This window comes from Actinoplanes sp. NPDC051537 (assembly GCF_055586105.1).
The window spans coordinates 304,389-329,237 of record NZ_JBVJIU010000003.1 but is presented as its reverse complement, the minus strand read 5'-3'; the positions used below and the strand labels follow the sequence as shown (position 1 = coordinate 329,237).

The window sequence follows — 24,849 nt, the reverse complement described above, 5'->3', positions numbered from 1 at the left end:
ATGACCGGCATGCCAGACTCCGTGCCCCCGTCCGCCCAGCCCCCGGGCACGCCGCAGGGCGGAACGCCGGCGCGGCCACCGGCGACGCCGCCCGGTGAAGCGCAGGGCGTGCCGCCCGGTGAAGCGCAGGGCGTGCCGCCCGGTGAAGCGCAGGGCGCGCCGCCCGGTGAAGCGCAGGGCGCGCCGCCCGGTGAAGCGCAGGGCGCGCCGCCCGGTGAAGCGCAGGGCGTGCCGCCCGGTGAAGCGCAGGGCGTGCCGCCCGCGCAACCGCAGAGCACGCCGCCCGGGCAACGGGAGGACCCGCCGCCTGAGCAACCGTCCGCGCAACCGCTCGCCGCGGCGCCCGGGCAACCGCTCGCCGCGCCGCCCGCGCAACCGCTCGCCGCAGCGCCCGCGCAACCGCTCGCAGCGCCGCAATCCCCTGCCTCGTCCGGCGGCTCGCGGTTCTCCACCGGCACCCTCATCGTGGTTGGCGCGGTGATCGCCCTGGTGGCGGGCCTGATCGGCGGACTTATCGGGAGTGCGGCGACAAATACCGATAACTCGGCGGAGGCCTCGGCCGGAACGAGCGGTGGCGGCGGGGCGGCCGCGTGCGTGGCGACGACGATCGCGGACAACGTGCTGCCGTCCGTGGTGACGGTGGCCGTGTCCAGCGGCGGGTCCAGCGGGAACGGCAGCGGCGAGGTCATCCGGAACGACGGGTACATCCTCACCAACGACCATGTCATCTCGCCGGCCGGGACTTCCGGGTCGGTCGAGGTGCTGTTCAGCGGGGGGCAGACGGCGCCGGCGACGATTGTGGGGCGGGCGACCAGGGTGGACCTCGCGGTGCTCAAGGTGGACCCGCCCGATGGCATTTCCACCATCGGCATCGGGAAGTCGTCGGCGCTGCGGGTGGGGCAGCCGGTCGTCGCGCTCGGGGCGCCGCTCGGGCTCTCGGGGACGGTGACCGCCGGCATCGTCAGTGCGCTCGGGCGGGACGTGCCGGTGCCGGCCGACAACGGGACCACGGCGGTGCTGCCGGGGGCGGTGCAGACCGACGCGTCGATCAACCCGGGCAACTCGGGTGGGGCGCTGGTCGACTGTGCGGGTGATCTGGTCGGGGTCAACACGGCGATCGCCACGGTGCCCAACGCGGCGGGCCAGGCCGGGGGCGGCAGCGTGGGCATCGGCTTCGCGATCCCGGTCGACGTGGCCACGGTTGTCGCGGATCAACTGATCGCCCATGGCACGTACACGCCGCCGTCGATGGGGGTGGAGACCGCGCCCGTTCCGCAGGCCGTCGCCGAGCGGTTCGGGGTACCGGTCGGGATGTATCTGCGGGCCGTCACGCCGGGCGGGCCGGCCGAGAAGGCGGGCCTGCAGGAGAGCGACATCGTCACGGCGATCGAGGGACGGCCGATGAGCGGGCCGGAGAGCGTCTTCCTCGCGACGGTCGGGCGCAAGCCCGGTGACCAGGTGCGCGTCGAGTACAGCCGGGACGGCAAACAGGCTACAACCACGGTGACGCTGGGCTGAGAAGATCCACCGGGGGCGATCGGGAGACGGGGTCGATAGGCTGTTCGGCACCCCCGCTCTCCACCGAAAGCGACACCGCCATGCAGGTCTCGGTCGCGCACCACCCGCCGAACACGGCCGTGCTGGTGCTGCGCGGTTCCCTCGACATCGACACCGCTGCCTCGCTCAAGGCGAACCTCAACCGGCTCGTCGAACGACCCAGCCCGCGCGTCGTCGTGGACGTGTCGGGGCTCGACTTCTGCGACTCGATGGGCGTCGGCGTGCTGGTCACCGCCCACGGCCGGGCCATGGAGCGGGGCGGCTGGGTGCGCCTGGCCGCGCCGTCCGGCTTCCTGCGCCGGCTGTTCGACACACTCGGCCTCACCGAGTACCTGGCGCTCTTCCCGGACGTGGCGACCGCCATCAAGGACTGAGGCTGTGGAGGACGGCCGAAAAATGTCGTAGGCGGCTGCTTTACTCACCCCCACCCGAGAAGAGGGTGGGGGTGGGCCACCACGCGCGGGCGGCAGGGCGCCGCAGCCACAACGGCGGCGGCGCGGCCACAACAGCGCCGCGCCCACAACAGCGCCGCTCCCACAACAGCGGCGCGCCCACAACAGCGGCGCGCCCACAACAGCGACGCGGCCACAACAGCGACGCGGCCACAACAGCGGTCCAACTGCGACAACGCGCGGCCACAACGCCGGAGCGGCCGCCCCCGCTGGGCGGGAGCGGCCGGCTCGGCGTACGGGCAGATCTAGCTGGTCACGCCGAAGACGACGCGGCCGAGCGTGTCCTCGGTGCCGGTGAAGCCCTCGGACGGGAGGAACTGGCTGTCGCCGAAGTCGACGTCGGCGTCGTCGGCGGTGCCTCCGACGCCATCCGGGCCGACGCCGAAGAGGGTGGCGAAACCGGTGCCGCCGGCGTCCATCAAGTTTGCCTGGGCGTCCTCGTTGTCGGTGTGGAAGTCGCCGAAGAAGTGGCCCGCCTCGTGCGAGATCACGTTGCTCAGGGCCTGGCCGAGGAACTGGATGCGGTTGCTCTGCGGGGTCAGGTACGTGTTGAGCGACGCCTCCGAGTCGCCGGCGGGGGCGCTCAGCACGTCGAGCAGGACCAGGGCCGTCTCCGAGGTCTCGAAGTTGCCGGGGTCGATGCTCTGGGCGATGCCGATGGTGTCGACGCCGGACTCGTCGATCGTGCCGCCCACGATGATCCGGCTCACGTTGGCGCCGCCGAACGGGTCGGCGTCGTCCTTGCTGTTCTTGATCTTCAGCTTGAACTTCGGGTTGAGGCCGCTCGCCACCAGGTCCTTCTTCAGGTTCTCGGTGACGCCGGCGGTGACGGCGTCGATCAGTGCGTCCTCGTCCGCCCGGGTCAGGCCCCAGCTGGCCAGGAACGCCGCGAACGGGCTGAGGTCACGCTGGCCGGAGCCGCCGAAGACGCCGGTGTTGACCCGCGCCCCGTCGAAGTCGAGGAACAGCGTCTGCGCGGGGGTCGCGCCCTGCAGCGCCGGCCGGTACGCCTCGACGGTGATGTCGTACGCGCCCGAGCCCGCCTCCACGCCGACGTAGTGCCAGCCGGCCTTCGTCGCCACGTAGTCGGTGACCGCGTTGCCGCCGCCGGGCAGCGGCGAGGCCATCGGGTAGATGAACGACGCGTCCTGCTCGGAGCCGTGCACCTCGCGCGGGGTCGTGTCGTAGACGGTCAGGTAGGTCGGCGAGCCCTTCACCGAGGCGCCGAGCACGTCGCCGGGCTTGAGCTTGATGGCGAAGAAGTCCTGGTCCACGCCGCCCGAGGTGAGCGTCAGCGTGTACGGGCCCTCGCTGGGCGGGGTCGGGTCGCCGATCCCGCCGCCGGAGCCGGAGTCGAACGGGTCGGCGGGCAGGCCGCCGTACGCGGCCACGGCCAGGTAGAAGTCGCCGCCGGTGGTCACCCGGTACGTGATCTGGCTGTCCAGCCCGCTGAAGTCGTCGTTGACGGCGAGCAGCGTGCCGTCCGGGGCGAACAGCTCGATCACGGTGTCCAGCGCGCCGGTCGGGGTGGCGGTGGTGAGCTTGAGGACCTTCCCGGCCACCGCGCTGATCTTGTAGAAGTCGAAGTCGTTGCTGCCGTCGCCGGTCGTGTGGCCGTGCGGCCCGTCGCCGATCTGCGCGGTGATCGTCGCGCCGCTGCGGATGTCGCCGATGCCGGTGTCGCCGGCCAGCGTGATCGAGCCGTTGTCCTCGGCCGGGGCCGGGACGCTGGGCGCGCTGACCGCCTCGTTGTCGAGGCTGCCGAGCACCCGGATCTTCGAGAACTGGCCGGACCCGGTGCCGAAGCCGGCCACCCGCTGGGCGTTGGCCGGGGTGTCGTTGCCGCCGTACGTGCCGTCGATCTCGTCCTCGTCGACGACGACGGCCGGCGTGGCGGCGGCGGCCTTCGACACGGACGAGAGCGCTTTCAAACGCGCCGCCGACTTGGCCTTGGCCTGCACCTTCATGTAGTTGGCCCAGCCCGCGTAGTCGACCTTGGAGGCGTCCGGCACCTCGGCCAGCAGCGGGTTCGGTCCCTTGGGCTTCGCCCCGTACGGGGCCTTGGGCGCCACACCGACACCGGCGGCCAGCGAGGCCTTGTCGGCGGGACTGAGGCCGCCGTCCCGGGTGGGTGTGCCTGCGGTGGGAGCGGCGTGCGCGGCGCCTGGCGTGATCAGCGCCAGGCCGAGCGCGGCCGCCGAGATGGTTGCGATGCTTCGTCGCATCAGGGGTCCCCCTTCGGCTCATCCGGACCCCCCGGTCACGGATGGTAGAGGGGACGTTACCGACGACGAACATCAATATCTAGAGTTGTCGATACGCCGTAACAATCCGCTTATGCCGTCTGGACGCGCTCCAGGGCGGCGACGGCGGCCCCGCGGGCGCCGGCCATGTCGAGATCGGCGCAGAGCGCGAACGCGGCGACGGCCTGCTGCTCCTGCCGCAGCTGGGTGGACTCGCGCACGGAGTTGAGGAACCACTGCCGGAAGCGCGGCGCGGCCTCGACCACGCCGCCACCGAGCAGGTAGACGTCGGGGTCGGTGAAGTTCGCGGCGATGGTGAACAGCTTCCCGATCGCCTTGGCCTGCTGCCCGAACACCGCGAGCGCCAGCGGGTCGTCCTTCTCGCCGTAGCCGCGCAGCAGCTTGGCGGCCTTCCCGATCGGCTCGCCGGCGAGCGGGTGGTCCGGGAACTTCGAGAGCCAGTACGGCAGCAGGTTGTTCTTGATGCCGGTCAGCGACGCGATGCTCTCCACGTCGCCCTCGAAGCCGCAGTTGCACATCGGCACCGGCTGGCCGTCCTCGAGCACGCCGTGCAGCGGGATCTGCACGTGGCCGAGCTCGCCCGCCATCCCGGCCGCGCCGCTGACGACCTTGCCCTTCTCGACCACTCCCCCGCCGAGCCCGGTGCCGACGATCGCGGCGACCGACGAGCGGGTCATCGCCTGCTCGCCGAAATGCCGGTGATGGGCGTACAGGGCGGCCGCGTTGGCGTCGTTGTTGTAGATCACCGGCAGGCCGAGCCGGGCCTCCAGGGCGCCCCGGATGTCGAACCCGCGCCACGACACCTGGTTGAAGTTGGTCGAGCCCTTCGACGAGATCACGCCGGTGGCGCTGGCCGGGCCCGGCGTGTCGAGGCCGACGGCGCGCACCAGGGTCAGCGGCGTGCTGGTCAGCTCGATGATGTTCGCGAACGCCTCGGCCAGGGCCTCGACCGCCGACTCGGGGCCGTCCTGCACGAGGCTCGGGTTCTCCACCAGGTGATCGACGAGGAACTGTCCCGTGGCGTCGAGCACGGTGGCGTTGTTGCAGGTGCCGCCGTTGTCGAGGCCGACGACGACCCAGGAGGCAGGGGTGCGTACCGGTTCTGGCTGATCCACAAGGGTGAGCGTACGTCCGGTTCCGCCCCGGGTGATACGGGTGCGAGCGGATTGCGGGTCGGTTAGTCACGGTTGCAGCGGCGACGCCCACCGGCGATCGGGTCGAACGGTGAGGCATGACGAAGCGCCGTACGCTGATCGCCGCCACCGCCGGTCTCGCCGTCCTGGCCACGGCCGCCCCGGCCGAGGCCGCCCCGCCCGCGGCGCTCGATCCCGCCAAGCTCATCGGCGCCGACCCGATCGCGCACCTGCTGCGCCGCGCCACGTTCGGAGCGACCCCGGCGACCCTGGCCGAGGCCGCCAAGCTCGGCGTCACCGGCTGGCTCGACCGGCAGCTGGCCCCGGCCAAGATCGACGACTCGCAGGTCGACGCGCTGCTGACCCGGCTGCCCCTGGCGTACGCCGGCGTCGCCGCCGTCCGGTCGGCGATCAAGGTGCACTCGTACGAGGCGTTCGGCCAGCTCGGCCGCGCGACCGTGGCCCGCGCCGCGTGGAGCAACCGTCAGCTGTTCGAGGTCGTCGCCCAGTTCTGGGGCAACCTGCTGCACATCACCGCGCCCTCCAGCGGCGTGTGGGACAGCCGGCCGGACTACGAGACCCAGGTGATCCGCAAGCACACGTTCGGGAAGTTCGCCGACATGCTCAAGGCGTCGGTCAAGCACCCGGCGATGCTCACCTACCTCGACAACCGCTCGTCCACCAGGACCCACCCCAACGAGAACTACGCCCGCGAGCTCATGGAGCTGCACACGGTCGGCCTGATCTACGGCGAGGACGACGTGCAGCAGGCGGCGCGGCTGCTCACCGGGCTGACCGTGACCAAGGACGGCGCCTACGCGTACGACGCCTCGAAGCACGCCACCGGCGCGGTGAAGGTCCTGAGCTTCACCCACCCGAACGCCTCCGCCGCCGACGGCGAGGCCGGCTCGATGGCGCTGGCCGACCACCTGGCCCGGCACCCGGCCACCGCCCAGCGGATCGCCGGCCGGCTGTGCCAGCGGTTTGTGGCCGACGAGCCGCCGGCGTCGCTGGTGACCCGCCTCGCCCAGATCTACCTGGACAACGACACCGCCATCGTGCCGGTGCTGCGGGCGCTGTTCACGTCGGCGGAGTTCGCCAGCTCCCACGGGCAGAAGGTCCGCACCCCGTTCGAGGACATGATCGCCACCGTCCGCGCGCTCGGCCTCGGCCCCGAGTCGTCGGGCATCAAGGCGCTCGACGCGCTCTACAACGCGATGGTCGACGCCGGGAACGCGCCGTTCCGCTGGGCCCCGCCGAATGGCTTCCCGGACGTGGCCGTCGCCTGGGCGTCGCCGTCCTCGTTCCTGCTGCGCTGCAACCTGCACCTCAACCTGGCTACCGGCTGGTACCCCAGCCAGCTCACCCGTCCCGCCGATCTGCTCAAGTCGCTCGTTCCGGCGCTGCCGGGCACCTACGGGGCACTGGTCGACGCTCTCGCCGTACGGCTGACCGGCGCGAAGCTGCCGGCCGCCCACACCGCCGCCGTGCTCAGCGTCGCCGGAAAGCTGCCGACGAGTCCTCTGACCAGCTCCGACAAGTCCCTGGCCGGGAGCGCGCCGTATCTGATCGCGCTCGTTCTCGACTCGCCGACCTTCCAGCTGAGGTGATCATGAAGTTCCCGGGATGTTCCGAGCACGCGGCCATCAGCCGGCGGACGCTTCTGGGTGCCGCGGGCGCCGCCGGGGTGGCCACGAGTCTCGTCTTTGCCGAGCCGGGTCACGCGGAAGGCGGCTACTCGGGCGACACGCTGGTGGTCGTCTCGTTGCGCGGCGGCTTCGACGGGCTCTCCGCGATCGCCCCGATCGGCGACCCCGACTACTACAAGGCGCGGCCGAACATCGGCCTGCCGAAGAGCCAGGTCATCGCCGGGGACGGCACGTTCGGCCTGCATCCGGCGCTCGCGCCGCTGCTGCCGCAGTGGAAGGCCGGCCAGCTCGCCGCCGTGCACGCGGTCGGCCAGGGCAACCCGACCCGCTCACACTTCGCGGCCATGGACGCCATGGAGAACGCGGCGCCCGGCACCTCGATCCGCAGCGGCTGGCTCGACCGGATGCTCGGCGTCACCGGCGGGTCCGGCCCGCTCGCCGGCGTCTCGCTCGGCCACGCCATGCCCGCGCGGCTGTTCGCCGGGCCGGCGCCGGCCGTCTCGATGGCCGCCATCGACAAGTTCACGCTGGCCGGGGAATCGGACAAGCGGCCCATCGCCGCCGCACTCCGGAGGATGTACGCGGACGCGCCCCTCCTGCAGGCGGGACCGGCCCTGGCCGCCGACAAGGCGCTGACCGCGAGCGCCTCGCTGCGATCGGCCACCTACAAGGCCGCCAACGGCGCCGCCTACCCCGCGAGCGACCTCGGCGCCGCGCTGCGCGACGTGGCCCGCCTGATCAAGGCGAAGGCCGGCCTCGTCACGGCCGCGGTCGACAGCGGCGACTGGGACATGCACGACGCGCTCGGCACCGCGGTCAAGGGCCAGCGGATGTTCGACAACCTCACCGACCTGGCCAGTTGCCTCGCCGCGTTCGCCGCCGACCTCGGCGGAGAGGCGATGAAGTCGGTGACCGTGCTGACCATCAGCGAGTTCGGCCGGCGGGTGGCCGAGAACGCCTCGCACGGCGCCGACCACGGGCACGGCAACGCGATGCTGCTGCTGGGCGGGGGGATCAAGGGCGGCCGGGTGTACGCGAACTGGCCCGGCCTGTCGCCGGCGGCGCTCCTGGACGGCGACCTCGCGGCCCCCACCGACTACCGCTCGGTGATCGGCGAGGTCCTGCAGAAGCGATGCCGGTTCGGCGCCCTCGACGGCGTCTTCCCGGGCGTCAAGCCGTCCGCGTTCGGGCTGGCCACCGTACGTTCATGAAGGGCGTTTAGGCTGGCCGGTGATGGAACAGGCCAGCAATCACACCGTCCTCGACATCGTCGAGGACGGTGGCTTCACGTCGCTGCGGCGCCCAGCCCGGCCGCGGGCCGAGCGCTATGAGCTGGGCCGGTCCCTGCGGGAGCGCGCCCACCGGTCGGACATGGCCCACTGGACGCCGCCGGACGACCGGGCCGACCCGGTCCAGCAGGTGATCGACCAGAACTCGGGCCGTCAGCAGTGGCTGATCCCGATCCGGATCGGCCGCATGATCTCCTCGCCGTACGCGTTCCTGCGCGGCTCGGCCAACGTCATGGCCGACGACTTCGCGGCCCTGCCGTCCACCGGCATCACCCCGGTCATCTGCGGCGACGCCCACCTCGGGAACTTCGGCTTCTACGCCTCCCCCGAGCGGGAGCTGGTCTTCGACCTCAACGACTTCGACGAGGCGCACCCCGGGGCCTGGGAATGGGACCTGCGGCGGCTCACGGTCAGCGTCTACGTGGCCGGCCGGCAGAACGGGTTCCGGGAGGGCGCCTGCGCCGACGCGGTGCAGCACTGCCTCGACGAGTACAAGGAGCAGCTCGCCCATCTCGCCGAGCGGCCGCTGCTGGGCCGCTCGTTCGACCGGCTCGACGTCGACCGGCTGCGCTCGGCGGCGTCCCGGGCCAGCTTCCGCGACGAGATCGAGCGGGCCGCCCGGCGGGCCCGGCGGCGCACCAGCGACCGCGCGCTGCCCCGCTTCACCGAGCGGCGGGACGGCACGTTCAAGCTGGTCGAGGAGCCGCCGGTGATCACGCGGCCGAGCGATGCGGAATGGGACGCGCTGGCCGAGTCGCTCGACGGCTACCTCAACACGCTGCCGCCGCACTGGGCCCGGATCCTGGCCGGGTACCGGATCGTCGACATCGCGCACAAGGTGGTGGGTGTCGGGTCGGTCGGGCTCCGGGCGTACGTCGCGCTCTGTGAGGGCAGCAGCCCGGACGACGTGGTGTTCCTCCAGCTCAAGCAGGCCCGCCGGTCGGTGATCGCGGTGCACCAGCACGGCGAGGCGGCCTGGCACCGCCATCAGGGGCAGCGCGTCGTGGAGTACCAGCAGGCGCTGCAGACGGTGAGCGACCCGCTGCTCGGCTGGACCACGGTCGGTGACACGCAGTTCTACGTGCGCCAGTTCCGCGACATGAAGGGCGCGGTCGTGGTCGAGGACATCGACGCCGGCGCGCTCGGCGACTACGCCGGCATCTGCGGGTTCCTGCTGGCGAAATCGCACGCGCGCACCAGCGGCGCGTCGATGATCGCGGGATACATCGGCGGGAGCGACAAGCTCGCGGACTCCTTGTGCCGGTTCGCGCGGGCGTACGCCGATCAGGTCGAGCGCGATCACGCCGCCCTGGTGGCGGCCGTCCGGCGGGGCGTGCTGCCGGCGGAGCGGGTCGCATGAGCGGTCTCGTCTCCCTCTCCCACCCGGCGCTGCTCGCCTTCTGGACCGAACGCCACCTCTGCACGCTGACCACTCTCCGTAGGGACGGCTCCCCGCATGTGGTGGCCGTGGGTGCGACGCTCTCCGACGGCGTGTGCCGCGTGATTTCGTCGTCTACCTCGGCACATATCCGACATATCCGTAATGGCGAACAGCGCGTGGCGATCTGCCAAGTTGACGGCGCTCGGTGGACGACGGTCGAGGGACTGGCCGTAGTGCGGGACGACCCCTCCTCGGTCCAGCTCGGGGAGAAGCTCTATGCCGCGCGCTATCGAACACCGCGCCCGAACCCCCTGCGCGTCGTCGTCGAGATCGGCGTGACGAAGGTGCTCGGCTCCAGCGCGTTCACCGCGTAGCGTCATCCGGGTGAGCAGTTTCGAGGCGGACCCGCTCGTCGGGCCCGAGCTTCCGGCCACGATGGAGTTGCTCGAGGGCGCGCCGGTCGCGCTGGGCGGGCCGCGCGGCTTCGCCGTGACGCGGACCCTGCCGAACCGGCAGCGGCGCATGGTCGGCGCGTGGTGCTTTCTCGACGCGTACGGGCCGCATGATCTTGGTGATTCGACCGGTATGCGGGTCGGGCCCCATCCGCACACGGGACTGCAGACGGTGACCTGGCTGGTCGCCGGCGAGGTGCTGCACCGCGACAGCCTCGGCAACGAGCAGGAGATCCGGCCCGGGCAGCTCAACCTGATGACGGCCGGCCGCGGGATCAGCCATGCCGAGGAGAGCCCGCGGGTCAACTCGGGGGTGCTGCACGGCGTACAACTGTGGGTTGCTCTGCCGCACGCCGACCGTGACATGCCCCCGGCCTTCGCCCACCACGCCGATCTTCCGGTCGTCGCCCTCGGCGACATTTCCGCCACCGTCCTGATGGGCACGCTGGGCGACGCGACCTCGCCCGCGCGGACCCACACGCCCCTGGTGGGCGCCGAGCTCACCCTCGCTTCCGGGGCGTCGGCGCCGATTCCCCTCGACACCGGGTTCGAGTACGCGATCTTGGCGCTCGACGGCGCGACATCGGTCGACGACGTGGAGGTCAAGCCGGGACCGCTGCTCTATCTGGGGTCGGGGCGCTCGTCCGTACGGCTCGGCGCCTCGTCCCCCGCGCGCGTGCTGCTGCTCGGCGGGGAGCCGTTCGAGGAGCGGCTCGTGATGTGGTGGAACTTCGTGGCCCGCGACCACGACGAGATCGTCCAGATGCGCGCCGACTGGGAATCGCGGACCCCGCGGTTCGGCGAGGTGCACGGCTACGACGGGCCCGCGCTGCCCGCGCCGCCGATGCCGTTGACGAGGTTGGTCCCCAGGGGACGAATACGCACTTGACGACCACCCCCGCCGGGCGGATCGTCGAATGTGACGGCCGTCATCTCGGTCGCGGGGAGTCCAGTCGTGAACTTCTGGGATGTGGGGAAACTAGCCCTGATCGTGGCCACGCCCACCCTGCTCGGCGCGGCGATCGTCTACGCGCCTCGGTGGTGGGACATGACGTCCACGTACTGGGAAGCTCATCGGCCCAAACCGCCCCAGCCCATCGGGCCGCCGATCGAGCAGCTCGCCGCCGACCTGCGGCGGTTGCTGCGGCTGCACGGCGAGCTCACCGAGTCGGCGGCGGTCGCCATGCGGGCGCATCGGCTGTGGGCGGTGGAGGCGGCGATCGCGGTCCGGGCCACCGAGGCGGCCCGGGCGCTGGACATCCCGCACCGCGAGCCGGAGACGCCGGGCGCGCTGCGCCGGGACGAGTTGCTGTCGCTGCTGCGGCGGTTGTCGCGGGCGGGGCTCGTGCTTCCGGCCAAGGTCGGGCCGTTCACGTCGGACGGGCGGCTGTAGTTCGTCTTGCTTGTTGTTGCGACCTTGCTTGTTGCGAACTTGTTTGTTGCGAACCTGCTTGTTGCGAACTTGCTTGTTGCGAACTTGCTTGTTTCGAAACGGCGGCGGTGTGCACCCCGCCGCCGTTCCTTTCCCGGCCCGCGTCGCCATGACCTCCACACCGGCAATGGGGGGCAGAGCGGTGTGGTCGTCCCTGGGGTGTGACGCGGGTGGCGGCCGCTAGTAACGGGGGCGGCGGCCGCCGGCCGGGGGATTGAGGGTCTCCAGAGTCCAGTGGTCGAGGCGGCGCAAGGCCACCCGCCAGGTGGCGCGTACGGCGCCGAGTTCGAGGCGCGGCATAGTCCGCTCCTTTCGCGTCGGTGTCGTTCGTTCCGGTGTGGTTTCCATCCGGAGGCCCTGGGACCACGCTGTCCTGGGCGCTCATCCACCGTGACATGCCCTAGCACCTTGATCCGCATAAAGCGAGAGTGGTGTTTGCCACCATGCGGACACCTGTCCGCCATCCCCCGGTCACCCGATCGGGACCGCCGTCTATCCGTGGGGATCCTCAGAACAGGTTTAAGAATTGCTTAAGTCGAAATTCCGGCACGTCGTGACGTGGTGTCAATTCGTGCCTGCGATCGGTGGCGGTTCGGGCAGCGTTTGAACTGTTCGGCGGGGCCACACGTACTGTCCGGTGAGGAAACGCACGCGGCCCGGGTGACGGTCGCGCCGACTCTCGGTCACCGGCTCGCCCCACGGGCCGGTGACGCGCTCACGAGGGTGCTGGCGTACGTCGCAAAAGCGTGGTTAACCTTCCACATCCACCGGTGGGAGGGGTCACCCACCGGGCCTGATCCAGGGAGACGGGGGTACGATGCGGCACAGGGGCGAACCACCAACCCCGGGCCGCCGCCTGCCCGCCCGCGGGGCCGCCGCATGAGCTTCGAGGACGACGAATACTGGGACGACGAATACTCTGAGTATTCCATCATGCCGAATTCGGCGGTCGCTCAGGAACGGCAATACACGAAGCGTTCCGCGCCCGATCCGGTGATTCCCACGAAGCGGCCCGGCGGCGCTCCCGGTTCGCCGGACGAGCCCGTCGACGAGCTGGCCGCGCGCCGCCAGCGCCGCGCCGCGACCCGGCAGCCGCAGGCCGCGTTCGACGCCGAACGACCCAGCTGGTTGGACGATCCGGACTTTTCGCCCGTGGACACGTCGCAGCCCAACCTCGCGGGCTCCGCGTTCGCCGACGTCGACTTCAACCGGCCCGAGCTCGGCGTCGACTTCGACGCGCCCGACTTCCCGATCAGCAGCAACGGTGACGGGGCCCGCCGGGACGAGCGGTTCGGCAACTTCGCCGACGACATCGACGAGCCTTTCGACCATCGCGACCTCGAGGCGTACGGGCACGGGCCGCAGACGACCACGCATGCCGGCTCGGTCGAGGAAGCACCCGCCAAGCCGGCCAAGAAGGGGTGGCTCGGCCGGCGGAAGCAGGCCGCTCGGCCCGCCGCTCCGGCCCCCGAGCAGGTTGCCGGTCCCGCCGGTCCCGCCGGTCCCGCCGCCGGTGATGCCGGTCCGGCCGCGCGTCCCGCCGGTCCTGCCGCGCGTCCAGCCGGTCCCGCCGGTCCCGCCGCTTATCCCGGTGGTCCCGCCGCCTATCCCGGTGGTCCGGCCGCCCAGCCCACCGAGCAGGCGGATCCGCGTGGTGGGCAGCGCCGGGGTGCGGCGCCGCCCGCTGACCCGCGAGGTCGCCGCCCTGGTCGTGAGATGGACCCGAGAACGGTTGATCCACGGGAGGCCGCGCGCCGGGGCGGGGCCGATCCGCGCCGCGCGGACCCGCGTCAGCCTTCACGCGGCGCCGACCCCCGTCGCGGGCCACAGCCTCGCGACATCGATCCGGCCGCCAGCGGGCGGGCCCGGGTGCCGGAGGCCCGGCCCGGCGAGCCGATGGACCTGTACCGGCGTCCCGAGGACGAACGGTGGACCGACGGTCGCCACGATCCCCGGTCGAGGCGCCCGATCGACGCCGAGCTCGACATCACCGACCCGCGCATGCGGCGTCCCGCCGACGACCGCGGACCGCGCCGCTCCCGGCCCGACCTCGAGGGCACCGACTCGCGCATGCAGCGCCCGGTCGGCGACCCACGCACGAGGCGCGGCGAGCCCGCGGCGTGGTCCGACCAGGACCAGCGCCGGCGCCCCGCGGGCCGGATGGGCGAGCGAACCGCGTTCTGGGACCCGGCCGAGGCCGACGACGTGGCCGCGCGCCGCGGTCACCGCGAGGACCAGCCCCCTCGCGACCGCCGCCCCGACACTCCCCCCGTCACCGCGATCGGCGACTACGACCAGGGCTTCCGCCCGGTCGGCGGCGCCGGCTGGGCCACCGAGGACCAGCGTCCGCGCGAGCCCCGCCCCGACGAGCGCACGTGGTCCGACAACAGCGGCTGGACCGACAACCGCGAGCGCGTCACGTCCTGGGACATCGAGGGCGAGGCCACCTGGACCGACGAGCCGGCCGAGCCCGCGCAGCACGCCGCCCGAGCCGACACCGACCGCCGCGACGCCGACCGTCGCGATGCCTCCCGGCCCGACACCGACCGCCGCGACGCCGACCGTTGGGATGCCTCCCGGCCCGACACCGACCGCCGCGACGCCGACCGCCGCGACGCCGACCGTCGCGATGCCTCCCGGCCCGACACCGACCGCCGCGATGGCGACCGCATCGACGCCGACCGGCGGGAAGGCCGCCGCGATGCCGACCGGATCGATGCCGACCGGCGGGAAGGCCGGCCCGACGCCGACCGCGACCGACGCGACGATCGGGAGGCGGCCCGGTCGCGCCCCGAGCGCCAGGCCGACGAGGACTCTCGCACCGAGTCCGAAGGCACCCCCCGCGTCATCAGCAAGGCCCCGCAGCCCACCCCGCCCCGGGTGATCAGCCGCGAGGAGCCCCCGCCGGTCCCTCGCGTGGTCAAGAAGGCCGAGCCCACCGCCACCCCCCGCGTGGTCGGCAGCAGCCCCACGACCCCCGCCGCGCGCGTGGTCACCCCACCCCCGACACCGGTGACGCCCGCCGCCGCCGGCCCGCAGACCCCACCGACCGACCCTCCGGCCCAGCGCCCGCCCGCACCGGCCCCCGACCGCTTGGACCCCGCCGCCCAGCACCGCCCCACCGGCGCGCCCTCCGACACCGGCACCCGCCTCGGGGCTCCCGGCTCCCCCACGGAAACCGGAACCCGCCTCGGGATGCCCGGCTCTCCCGGCGACACCGGCACCCGCCTCGGCCGGCCCGGCTCACCCTCGGAGACCGGCAGCCGCCTCGGCATGCCCGGTTCACACACGGAGACCGGCAGCCGCCTTGGCATGCCCGGTTCACCCAAGGAGACCGGTAGCCGCCTCGGCATGCCCGGTTCGCCCTCCGAGAGCGGCAGCCGGCTCGGTGTGCCCCAGCAGCCGTCGGACTCCGGTTCGCGGCTCGGCGCCTATCCCGACGGTTCCCCCCGGTCGCGGCGCTCGCCCCGCACCGCGCACGTCATGTTCAACGACGGCGACGGCCCGTGGTCGATGGTCCCGGACGACGCGCCACCCGCCGCCGAGCCGGTAGGCCTCTCCCGCCCCATGTCCCCCAACCTGCCCCGCCCCGGCGCGGAGCAGCACCGCCCGACCGGCCCGGCCCACCCCGGCGAGGCGCGCCCGACCTCGGTTCCGCCCGCCGCCGGCCACCCGCAGACCCCGGGCCAGATCCCACCCGGCGCCATGCCGCCCCCGGCGATGCCACCCGCCGCTATGCCGCCCGCCGCCGGACAGCCCGCCGCCATGCCGCCCGCCGCCATGCCGCCCGCCGCCATGCCGCCCGCCGCCATGCCGCCTGCCGCCATGCCGCCTGCCGCCGGACAGCCCGCTGCCATGCCGCCCGCCGCCATGCCGCCCGCCGCCGGGCGGCCCGCCGCCGGGTCGCCCACCACCATGCCGCCCGCCGCCGTTCCGGCTGCGGCGGTTCCGCCGCCCGTCATTCCGCCTGCGGCAGTTCGCCCGGGTTCGGTGCCTCCGGGTGCTGTCCCGCCCGGGGCGGCGCCGGCGGGTTCGGTTCCGCCCGGCGGGATGCCGCCGGCTGGCGCGCACGGGAGTGGAGTGCAGCGAGGTTCCGCCTCGGTTCCGCAGCAGATGCGGCCCTCCACGATGCCTCCCGCGGCCGCGCATGCTGCCGCGCCGCCGGCCCCGACGCGTGGTGGGCAGCCGACGGCTCCCTATGCGCCGGGTCAGCCGAGCGGGCGGCCCGAGGGGGCACCGTCGGCGGGTCGTCCGACCACGCCCATGCCCGCTCCGGCGACGGGAGCGCGGCCGAGTGGACCGCTGGCTACGCCTCCCGCCTCGGCTCCGCAGGCGCCGGGCTCGTGGCCGCTGGCTCCGGGTGAGACGGCGCCGGGTGGGACGGCGCCGGGTGGGACGGCGCACGGTGCGGAAGCGGCTGCGCACGGGGTTCGGCCGGGCGAGAAGGCGCCGATTCAGCCGGGCGTTCGGCCTACATCGCTGGCTTCCGCGCCGGTGGGCTCGCCCTCGACGTCGCAGCCCGCGGTTCCGGTGCAACCGGGGCCGGCCCAACCTCCGTCGCACCACGTGCCGCAGCAGCAGACGCCGCCTTGGCCGGCGCCGCCGCGACACGGCGAGCCGGCCCAACCTGCGGCGCCGCAGCAGCAGGCCGCTCGGCAACAGCACGCCGCGCCGCAACAGCACGCCGCGCCGCAACAGCACGCCGCGCCGCAACAGCACGCCGCGCCGCAACAGCACGCCGCGCAGCAGCAGGAGGCGGGTCCGTGGCGGCAGGACGTGCCCGCCCAACCGGTGGCGCCTCCCGGTCGGCCGGACGCTCGGACCCAACCGCTGGCGCGCCCCCAGCAACCCGCCGAGGCGGGTCGCGGTGGCGACGCCCAGCAACCCCGCGTGGGCAGCGTGCCGACGCAGCGGCCTCCGGTTGACGCGCCGGCTCCGGCTGCCACCACGGCGACCGAGCCGACCGCGCCGGCGGGCGAGCCCGCGCCAGGGGCCGGACGGGGCTCGCACACGCCGACGGGCGAGCCCGCGCCAGGGGCCGGGCAGGGCTCGCACACGCCAGGGGCCGGGCAGAGCGCGCACACGCCGGTGGCTGGACATGGCGCCCCGGCGCCAGTGGCGGGGCACAGCGCGCCCGCGCCGGTAGCCGGGCAAGGCGGCCCCGCGCCAGTAGCCGGGCAGCGCGGCCCCGCGCCAGATGCCGGGCAGAGCGGACCAGCACCGGCGGCCGGCCACGACGGCCCGGCCCGGGTGGGTGGGCAGGGCGGGCGTCACGGGGCGCCCGAGCAGCCCGGCGACGAAACGCCGGCCGCCGAGGGTGGGCGGCGGCAAGGCGCCCATGCGGCGCCCTACATGGATGCCGATGGGACTCTGCACAACCTCAAGCCGATCGGGCGGCTCGAGGTCTCCGGGCCCGATCAAGAGCCTCGGCGTGTGGCCGACACCGAGTTCGGGGGCATGTGGTTCGTCAAGAAGCCCGAGGACGAAGCCGCTGCCGACGAGGAGAGCGGCGACGGCCTGGTGCTCGACCTCGACCTCGCGGGGCTGCTCAACGGCGTGGCGATCACGAACGAGCCGGAACAGAACGAGCCGGAACAGGACGAGCCGGAACCGAACGAGCCCGCGGGGGCCGCGGCGGGGACGAAGCCCGAAGGGAACACGGCGGAGCGGAGCGCCTCGCTCATTCCGGGACCCGAGCCGGTCTTCGACAAGGACGCGGTGGCCGCGCCCAAGGCTGAAGGGCCCGACCGGCCCAAGGCGGCGGACCTCGACGCCATCCGGTGGCGGCTGGACGGCGGGACGCTGCGCGAAGTCGTCGACGACAAAGAGGCTCTGCGGGAGCTGGGCGAGAAGCTCGACGGGCCACTGGCCGACGAGGTCGACAACGTCGCCAAGGCGGGGCTTCTGAGCGTGCGGGCCGAGGTGTATCGGCTGCTCGGCGAGCTGGGCATGGCGGCGGCCGCGAGCCGGCTGGCGCTGGCGCACGCGGAGTCGGCGAGGGACACGCAGTCGACGGTTATCGCGCAGGCCGAGCTGGCGCACATTCTGCGGCTGCGCGGGGACTTCCAGGAAGCCGACCGGCTCTTCGCCAAGGCCGCGGCCTCGCCGGTGCCGCAGGCGATGCGCAGCGTGGTGCACGAGAACGCGGGACGGTGCTGCTTCGACCAGGGGCGGCACATGGAGGCTCTCGATCACTTCGCCCGGGCCGTACGGCTGGGGAAGCCCGACGATCAGGAGCTGGCCCAGCGGATCGGGGTCTGCCTCGAGGCCGTCTACATCCACGTCCTGCGCGACGGCTGGGGGCCGTACCCGCGGGAGCGCACGGAGATCGTCGGACCGGAGAAGACGAAAGCGCTCGACGAGACCACCGCCGAGCAGCGGATCGTCACACCACGGTAGGCGACGGGACCTGATCCACGTTCTGCCGGTGCGCCGCGGGATGGGCGATCGCCGTACGGCCGCGCCCGCCGCCCTTGGCCTCGTAGAGCGCCGCGTCCGACGCCGCGCCCAGCTCGACGGCGGTCAGCGCGTGGTCCGGCAGCAGCGCCACGCCGATGCTCAGCCCGGGCGCGCCGCAGGGCAGCGTGCCGCCCCGCTCGGCGACCGCGTCGCGCACCTGGTCGGCGGCGCGCCGGGCGCCCATCCGGTCGGTGCGCAGCAGCAGCACGAACTCGTCGCCGCCGAGCCGGCCCACGACGTCGTCGTCGCCGGTGGCCACCGCGCGCAGGGCGTCGGCCACCAGTTGCAGCGCCTGGTCGCCGATGCCGTGACCCCACGTGTCGTTGATCTTCTTGAAGTAGTCGATGTCCAGGGTCATCAGCGCGATCGACCCGTGGTGGCGTTGCGCCCAGGCGACCGCGCGGGCCAGCTCGCCGTCGAACGATCGGCGGTTCGCGACGCCGGTGAGCGGATCGGCGTACGCCTGCGTCTCGAGCACCTCCCGCAAGCGCTCGTTGCGCCCCCGGAGTGACCAGACGACCACCGCGGTCAGCATCATGGCCACGGTGAGCGATGCCCAGTCGGAGACGGCGCGGGTCGCACCCAGGATCGGGAACACCACCGCGGCGTTGCCGGCCGAGACCAGCGCGAGCACCACGTAGTTGATCAGACGGCTCAGGAAGTTCGCGGTGTAGAGCACCGGCCAGAGATAGAACAGCTGCGCGCCGGTGCTCGCGTCCCACGTCGCCGAGTTCATCGACGTGATCAGGGCGATCCCGAGGAACGGCGCGAGCAGCCAGAACACGTGCGGCACCCGATCCGGACGCCAGCGGCAGAGCGCGCCGAGACCGCCCAGAACGACCGTGAACATCAGGAAGACCGACACACCGACCACGGTGCGCTGTTCGGGGATGATCACGCCGGTGACGAACATGAAGGCGCCGGCGCCCATCAGCAGGTACGCGACGGACCGGGACGCGCCCGCCTCGTCACGTAGCTGATAGATCATCTGCCGCCTCCTCGTGTCGGTATGAACCTTCGGTTGAGGCGACAACCATCTGAGGGTTTCAGGCCAGGATCGGCTCCCGGGAACGCGCGGTCAGGGTGACGCCGGCGCTCGCGAGCATGACCAGCACGAGGGCGACGATCTCCACGGCGTCGAGGCGCTGGCCGAGCACCAGCAGGCCGGCCAGCGCGGCGGCGGCCGGCTCGAGGCTCATCAGGATGCCGAAGACCCGGGTCGGTATCCGGCGCAGGGCGTTGATCTCGAGGCCGTAGGAGAGGACCGAGGAGAGCAGCGCCACGGCGGTTCCACCGATCAAGAGCGACCAGTCATCCCGTACGGCCGAAGCACCACCCGCCCCGAAGGGCAGCACCAGCAACGCGGCCACGGCCAGCGACACGGCGAGACCGCCGGTCCCCGGGACCAGGCCGCCGAGCTTGGCGCTGAACACGATGTAGCCGGCCCAGCAGAGCCCGGCCACGAAGGCGAGCACGAGGCCGCCGATCGGGGCCGAACCACCGTGGGCGGCGCCGAGCAGCACCACCCCGGCCCCGGCCAGCAGCGCCCACAGCAGGTCGACCAGCTTGCGGGTCTGCACGAGCGCGAGCAGCAGCGGCCCGAGGAACTCGACCGTGACGGCGATGCCGAGCGGCACCGTGCGCAGCGCCAGATAGAAGATCAGGTTCATCCCGGCCATGACGACGCCGAGGACCGCGGCCGCCCGCCAGGCCGCGCCCGACCACGACCGCAGGCGGGGCCGGGTGGCGACCGCGAAGATCACCGCGGCGATCGACAGCCGGAGCAGCGTGACGCCGGCCGCGCCGAGGTCGTCGAAGAGCGTCCGGGCGACCGCGCTGCCGAACTGCACCGAGGCGATCGACGTCATCACCAGCAGCGGCGCGGGCACCTCGGGACGTCTCATGGACCCAGTGTTCAAGCCCTGGTGGCCCACCCGGGCGGCGCGTGCCGCCCGGGTGGGCCGGGTCACGACCGACTAGCCTTCGATGCCGTTCACGGGCGGCACGGTCAGCGTGCGGTTGCCCGGGGTGCCGCCGAGGATGACCTCGCGCAGCGCCGAGTTGTTGGTGGTGTCGAGCTCGGCCAGCTTATTGACCGGGTTCGCCAGCACCTGGATGTAGTAGGTGCCGTTCGGCAGGTCGGTCACCTCGAAGGACTGGCCGGGCCGGTCCTGGCTGTAGGTGTCGCCGTTGCCGATGTCGAGCACCTCACGGACGGCGACGACGGTGTTGGCGCCGCACGAGGTGGAGAGGTCGGTGTTCTCCGGCCGCCACTTCGCGCCGGCCAGGGTGTAGTCGACGGCGTCGGTGTTCGCCAGGCAGAACGCCTCCTTGCCGCTGCGCACCGCGAGCTTCTTGTCGGCGCCGAGCAGGTTGTACTGCGCGAAGTCGGTGAAGTGCCAGTGCTTGTGGCCGACCCGGTCGTCCCACTCCATGGTGCCGGCCTGCTGGGATCCGACCTGGTTGCCCTTGGCGTCGAAGAAGTACTGGTACGCGTCCATCAACTCGGTGCCGCTGCGGCGGAACCCGTCGACGAGCAGCGGGGACGTGCCGCCGTTCCAGACGGTGGCGCCGAAGTTGATGTACCACTTGCCGTCGGTCTCGCCGGTCTCCTCGTCCTGACCCTGCGACAGCGAGATGCCCCACGCCGGGAGCGAGCGCAGGTCGGGACGCGGGCCGGACTTCGGGGCGGCCTTGAGCGTGGCCGGCCGCTTGCCGGGGGCACGCAGCCCGGGCACGAACTCGGACACCTGCTGCCCGCCCTGGCGATCGGCCTGGAGCGCGCCGGGCGCGGCCTGGTCCTCCGCCTTGGCCGCCTTGATCTTGGCGAGGCCGGCCTTGCCGAGGTCGCCGTCGACCACGGTGACGTCGAGCTTGACCGTGCCCTGGGCCGCCGGGATGCCGAACAGCTGCTGGTACGCCGGGTTCAGCACGGCGGTCACCTGGTACTTGCCGGGCGCGAGGTCGAGGTTCTCGGTGGTCGGCGTGGTCTGCACGGCCGCGTCCCAGCCGGCCTGGATGCCCCAGACCGCGCCGAGTGTGAACGGGTTGTATCCGCCGCACTGGGTCGGGTACGGCGTGGTGGCCGGGGCGTCGGGCCGGGTGCGGGCCGACGACCAGGAGTTGGCGCAGAACGGGGTCGAGTACTGCTTGATCGTGGCGCCCGCGGCGTCGGCGATCGTGAACTTGGTGAAGTCCTTGAGGCCGTTGAAGTCGGGGACGACCCCGGCCGGCAGCGGGACCTTCTTGGTCTTGCCCTTCCTGGTCACCAGCTGCTCGGCGGCGATCGGCTTGTCGTAGCCGGTGCGCTTCGCCCAGATCTCGAACGGGTCGTTGCCCGCGATCACGTGCAGGCCCAGGTCGAAGTCGAGCCACACCTCGTCGCCGTAGACGTACCGGGTGGCGGTCACGCTCTGGGTGGCGGCCACGAACGAAAGCGGCGGCGGCGGGTTGGCCGCCGCCTGGGCGACACCGACGCCGCCCGCGGTCAGCGCCAGCACGCCGGCCGCGGCGCCCCGGGCGATCAGGCGGTTTCGGCGGTTCTTCGGGTCTGTCATGAGATCCTTCCCGTCGGTCGGCCGGTGCGGCCCGGCCGTGGCGGGACCATCCAATGCGGACACTTGTGAGATTCCTGTGAGTTGCCTATGACATGGCACAAACTCGGGAGGGTCGCCTGACATCGGCCAAAAGTCGCAGTCCGGGTTTGCGGCTTTCCGGCCCCGAGCGGATGTGCCGCGGCCGAAGATCCGCGAAGCTCGGTCCTCGACGAGAAGGAGAGCTATGACCATCGACGACGAGAACCGGCCGGAACGGCAGCGGGTGACCCTCACCGGCATCAGCTCCCGGGCCTGGGAGCACCCCGCCGACCGGGGCGCGCTGACCGCGCTGCGCGAGCTGCGTGGCTTCGACGACGTGGTGCGGGCGCTGTTCGGCATGTGGAACGAGCGGGGGTTCCGCCTGTCGTACCTGGCCGGGGCGATCCGGGTCGACCACCGGCAGTACCCCCGGGTGCACCGGCTGTTCGCCGAGGCCGCGCGCACGCTCGACGTGCCCGAGCTGCCCGAGCTGTACGTGCACCAGTCGCCCTTGATCGGCGGCAAGGCGATCGGCATGGACCGCCCGTTCATCGTGATCAGCACCGGCTCGGTCGAGAAGCTGGACGACGACGAGCTGCGCACGATGCTCGGCCGGGAGATCGGCCACGTCCGCAGCGGGCACGCCGTCTACCAGACGATCATGACGATCCTGACCCGCTGGGTGACGAACGTGGCCTGGATCCCGGTGGGCGCGATCGCGCTGCGGGCGGTCATCGCCGGCATGTACGAGTGGTGGCGCAAGGCCGAGCTCTCCGCCGACCGGGCCGGGCTGCTCGCCGCCCAGGACCCGGCCGCGTCGCTGCGGCTGTTCATGAAGACGGCCGGCGGCGGGGACCTGTCGCAGATCGACACGACCGCGTTCCTCGAGCAGGCGGCCGAGTACGAGGGCGGCGGCGACCTGCGGGACAGCATCCACAAGATCGGCATGACCGCGTTCAACGCCGAGCCGTTCCCGGTGGCCCGGGCGGCCGAGCTGAACCGGTGGGTCGACGCCGGCGACTACGCCCGGATCCTGGGCGGCGACTACCCGCGCCGCGACGACGACCGCGACGCCTCGGTCACCGAGGACATCAAGGCGGCCGCCTCGTCGTACAAGGACACGTTCACCAACTCCCCCGACCCGCTGGTGAAGCTGCTGCGCGGCGCGGCTGGCGGCGCGGCGGACCTGGCCGGCTCCGCCACCCGCTGGGCCCGGGGAAGTTAGCTGGAATCGCTCAGGAGGTCATGGGCTGCCATGGCCTCCTGACGGCCCGGCTCCTCGCGAAGAACCGCGCAATTCAGCCACTCATCCGGTACGGCGAACGCGTCGACCAGTGCGCGCATGTGCGGGCGGAGCTGCCGGAGCAGGTCGTTGACCATGCCGGTGACCGCCTTCGACCGGGCCGGGGTCAGCCGCTGGTGCTCGAGGAACCAGCCGTTGTTGCCCTCGATCGTGGTCAGCGCGTACAGGTCGCACATCTTGGTGAGCAGCGCCTTGGCCTCCGGGTCCGCAGCCCGCTCGACGCCGGCGACGAAGGCCTCGAGCACCACCCGGTCGATGTGCGCGGCGGCGACCGCGAGCACGTGGTCCTGGACGTCGTTGAAGATCTCGAACGGCCGGTCCTTCTTCTGCGCGGCGCCCTTGCGCAGCCGCCGGATCACGCCGTCGAGCAGGTGCTTCTCGCGCTCCTCGAACATCGACAGGTGCCAGCCGCGGTCGGTCAGAGCGACCTCCTCGTCGCGGCCGGGCACGGCCTCGACCAGCCGCTGGATGAGCGCGCGGGCGGCGGTGCGCTCGAGGACCATCTCGCGCACCTGCTCGACCACGAACGTCGCCCGGCCCCAGCCGTCGAGCGAGCCGAACGCGTCCCGGTAGCCGGTGAGCAGCCCCTTCGCGACCAGCTGGAGCAGGACCTTGTTGTCGCCCTCGAACGTGGTGAAGACGTCGGTGTCGGCCTTGAGCCCGGCCAGGCGGTTCTCGGCCAGGTAGCCGGCGCCGCCGAGCGCCTCCCGGCAGGCCTGGATGGTCCGGGTCGCGTGCCAGGTCTGCGCCGCCTTCAAGCCGGCCGCGCGCGACTCGAGCTCCCGCTGCCGGTGCTCGTCCGTCGTTCCGGCCGGCGCCGTCTGGACCTCGTGCAGGGCGGCGACCAGCTCTTCCTGGGCGAAACTCAGCGCGTACGTGGTGGCCAGCGCCGTGAGCAGGATCCGCTGATGGGCGAGGTAGTCGTTGAGCGCGACCTCGCGGTCGAGGCCCGGCGCGCCGAACTGGCGGCGGATGTCGCCGTACCGGACCGCGACGGTCAGCGCGCTGCGGGTCGCGGCCGAGGCCGAGCCGCCGACCACGACCCGGCCGCGGACCAGCGTGCCGAGCATCGTGAAGAACCGGCGGGTGTCGTTCTCGATCTCGCTCGCGTAGACGCCCTCGGGGCTGACCGTGCCGTACCGGTCGAGCAGCATGTCCCGCGGGACCGTCACGTGGTCGAACGACAGCCGCCCGTTGTCGACCCCGAGCAGGCCGGCCTTGTGGCCGTCGTCGCCGATCGTGACGCCCGGCATCGGGTCGCCGTGCTCGTCCCGGATCGGCACCAGCCACGCGTGCACGCCGTAGCGCTTGCCGCCGGTGATCAGCTGGGCGAACACCACCGCCATCCGGCCGTCGCGCGCCGCGTTGCCGATGTAGTCCTTGCGGGCGGCCTCGTGCGGGGTGTGCAGGTCGAACGTCTGCGTCGCCGGGTCGTACGAGCAGGTGGTCCGCAGTTGCTGCACGTCGGAGCCGTGGCCCGTCTCGGTCATCGCGAAACAGCCGAGAAGGTCGGCCGCGATGATGTCGCGCAGGTAGGCGTCGTGGTGCCGCTTCGTGCCGAGCGCGGTCACGGCCCCGCCGAACAGGCCCCACTGCACGCCGGCCTTCACCATCAGCGACAGGTCGATCTGGGCGAGCATCTCGGCGGCCACCACCGAGCCGCCCGGGTCGGCGCCGCCGCCGTACTCGATCGGGAAGCCCGCCGCCACGCCCGGCTCGGTGGGCAGCTCGGTCAGCAGCTTGGTGACGCGGGCCCGGGCCTCCTCGAGGGTCTCGCCCGGGACGGTGACGAAGTGCGTGCCGGCGAGCTGCTCGCGCGCGGCCCGGCGGACGTGGCCCCACCGCCCGTCGAGTACCTCCTGCAGAGCCATGTTACTCATGAGTAGGAATGTACCCGACGGGC

16 protein-coding genes are annotated in these 24,849 nt (G+C 72.8%); 10 read left to right on the top strand and 6 right to left on the bottom strand.

The window, feature by feature from the left end:
* Together ACZ6TB_RS08380 and ACZ6TB_RS08375 are read left to right on the top strand one after the other, a co-directional pair.
* Complete coding sequence (locus ACZ6TB_RS08380) at window positions 1–1,518, top strand: S1C family serine protease (RefSeq protein ID WP_465552027.1); 1,518 nt, start codon at window positions 1–3, stop codon at window positions 1,516–1,518.
* 80 nt (window positions 1,519–1,598) lie between these two features.
* A complete protein-coding gene (locus tag ACZ6TB_RS08375; protein WP_465552025.1) occupies window positions 1,599–1,931 on the top strand; it encodes an STAS domain-containing protein in 333 nt (110 codons plus the stop codon).
* Between the two features lie 323 nt (window positions 1,932–2,254).
* On the opposite strand, the gene ACZ6TB_RS08370 is transcribed toward ACZ6TB_RS08375, so the two are convergent.
* Complete coding sequence (locus ACZ6TB_RS08370) at window positions 2,255–4,234, bottom strand: pre-peptidase C-terminal domain-containing protein (RefSeq protein WP_465552023.1); 1,980 nt, start codon at window positions 4,232–4,234, stop codon at window positions 2,255–2,257.
* Between the two features lie 110 nt (window positions 4,235–4,344).
* Complete coding sequence (locus ACZ6TB_RS08365; RefSeq protein ID WP_465552021.1) at window positions 4,345–5,388, bottom strand: ROK family protein; 1,044 nt, start codon at window positions 5,386–5,388, stop codon at window positions 4,345–4,347.
* A gap of 116 nt (window positions 5,389–5,504) precedes the next feature.
* Here ACZ6TB_RS08365 and ACZ6TB_RS08360 point away from each other — a divergent pair, with 116 nt between their 5' ends.
* The 7 genes from ACZ6TB_RS08360 to ACZ6TB_RS08330 all read left to right on the top strand — a co-directional run bounded on the left by ACZ6TB_RS08360 (window position 5,505) and on the right by ACZ6TB_RS08330 (window position 18,008).
* Complete coding sequence (locus tag ACZ6TB_RS08360; RefSeq protein ID WP_465552019.1) at window positions 5,505–7,016, top strand: DUF1800 domain-containing protein; 1,512 nt, start codon at window positions 5,505–5,507, stop codon at window positions 7,014–7,016.
* Window positions 7,017–7,018: 2 nt separating this feature from the next.
* The gene (locus tag ACZ6TB_RS08355; RefSeq protein WP_465552017.1) at window positions 7,019–8,266 is read left to right on the top strand and encodes a DUF1501 domain-containing protein; all 1,248 of its coding nucleotides are present in this window, start codon (window positions 7,019–7,021) and stop codon (window positions 8,264–8,266) included.
* Between the two features lie 22 nt (window positions 8,267–8,288).
* Window positions 8,289–9,704 (top strand): DUF2252 domain-containing protein, encoded by a 1,416-nt coding sequence (locus ACZ6TB_RS08350; RefSeq protein ID WP_465552015.1) that lies wholly within the window; start codon window positions 8,289–8,291, stop codon window positions 9,702–9,704.
* Window positions 9,701–10,099, top strand: coding sequence for a pyridoxamine 5'-phosphate oxidase family protein (locus ACZ6TB_RS08345; protein WP_465552013.1), 399 nt, complete (start codon window positions 9,701–9,703; stop codon window positions 10,097–10,099). The genes ACZ6TB_RS08350 and ACZ6TB_RS08345 overlap by 4 nt, the downstream gene beginning before the upstream one ends.
* A 10-nt stretch (window positions 10,100–10,109) precedes the next feature.
* A complete protein-coding gene (locus ACZ6TB_RS08340) occupies window positions 10,110–11,066 on the top strand; it encodes a pirin family protein (RefSeq protein WP_465552011.1) in 957 nt (318 codons plus the stop codon).
* A gap of 66 nt (window positions 11,067–11,132) precedes the next feature.
* Window positions 11,133–11,570 carry a hypothetical protein gene (locus ACZ6TB_RS08335; RefSeq protein WP_465552009.1) on the top strand — a complete coding sequence of 146 codons (438 nt, stop codon included), beginning with the start codon at window positions 11,133–11,135 and terminating at the stop codon, window positions 11,568–11,570.
* A gap of 972 nt (window positions 11,571–12,542) precedes the next feature.
* Window positions 12,543–18,008 carry a hypothetical protein gene (locus tag ACZ6TB_RS08330; RefSeq protein ID WP_465552007.1) on the top strand — a complete coding sequence of 1,822 codons (5,466 nt, stop codon included), beginning with the start codon at window positions 12,543–12,545 and terminating at the stop codon, window positions 18,006–18,008.
* On the opposite strand, the gene ACZ6TB_RS08325 is transcribed toward ACZ6TB_RS08330, so the two are convergent.
* From ACZ6TB_RS08325 to ACZ6TB_RS08315, 3 genes are all read right to left on the bottom strand, one after another.
* Entirely contained in the window at window positions 17,995–19,056 is a 1,062-nt protein-coding gene (locus ACZ6TB_RS08325; protein ID WP_465552005.1) for a GGDEF domain-containing protein, read from the bottom strand. The genes ACZ6TB_RS08330 and ACZ6TB_RS08325 overlap by 14 nt on opposite strands.
* Before the next feature lie 58 nt (window positions 19,057–19,114).
* The gene (locus ACZ6TB_RS08320; protein WP_465552003.1) at window positions 19,115–19,972 is read right to left on the bottom strand and encodes an EamA family transporter; all 858 of its coding nucleotides are present in this window, start codon (window positions 19,970–19,972) and stop codon (window positions 19,115–19,117) included.
* A gap of 72 nt (window positions 19,973–20,044) precedes the next feature.
* Window positions 20,045–21,625: a lysyl oxidase family protein gene (locus tag ACZ6TB_RS08315; RefSeq protein WP_465552001.1), complete on the bottom strand. Its 1,581-nt coding sequence runs from the start codon at window positions 21,623–21,625 to the stop codon at window positions 20,045–20,047.
* A 223-nt stretch (window positions 21,626–21,848) separates the two neighbouring features.
* On the opposite strand from ACZ6TB_RS08315, the gene ACZ6TB_RS08310 reads away from it, so the two are divergent.
* A complete protein-coding gene (locus tag ACZ6TB_RS08310) occupies window positions 21,849–22,868 on the top strand; it encodes a M48 family metallopeptidase (protein WP_465551999.1) in 1,020 nt (339 codons plus the stop codon).
* On the opposite strand, the gene ACZ6TB_RS08305 is transcribed toward ACZ6TB_RS08310, so the two are convergent.
* Window positions 22,865–24,817 carry an acyl-CoA dehydrogenase family protein gene (locus ACZ6TB_RS08305; RefSeq protein WP_465552527.1) on the bottom strand — a complete coding sequence of 651 codons (1,953 nt, stop codon included), beginning with the start codon at window positions 24,815–24,817 and terminating at the stop codon, window positions 22,865–22,867. The two genes, ACZ6TB_RS08310 and ACZ6TB_RS08305, sit on opposite strands and share 4 nt — an antisense overlap.
* Between the last annotated feature and the right edge of the window lie 32 nt (window positions 24,818–24,849).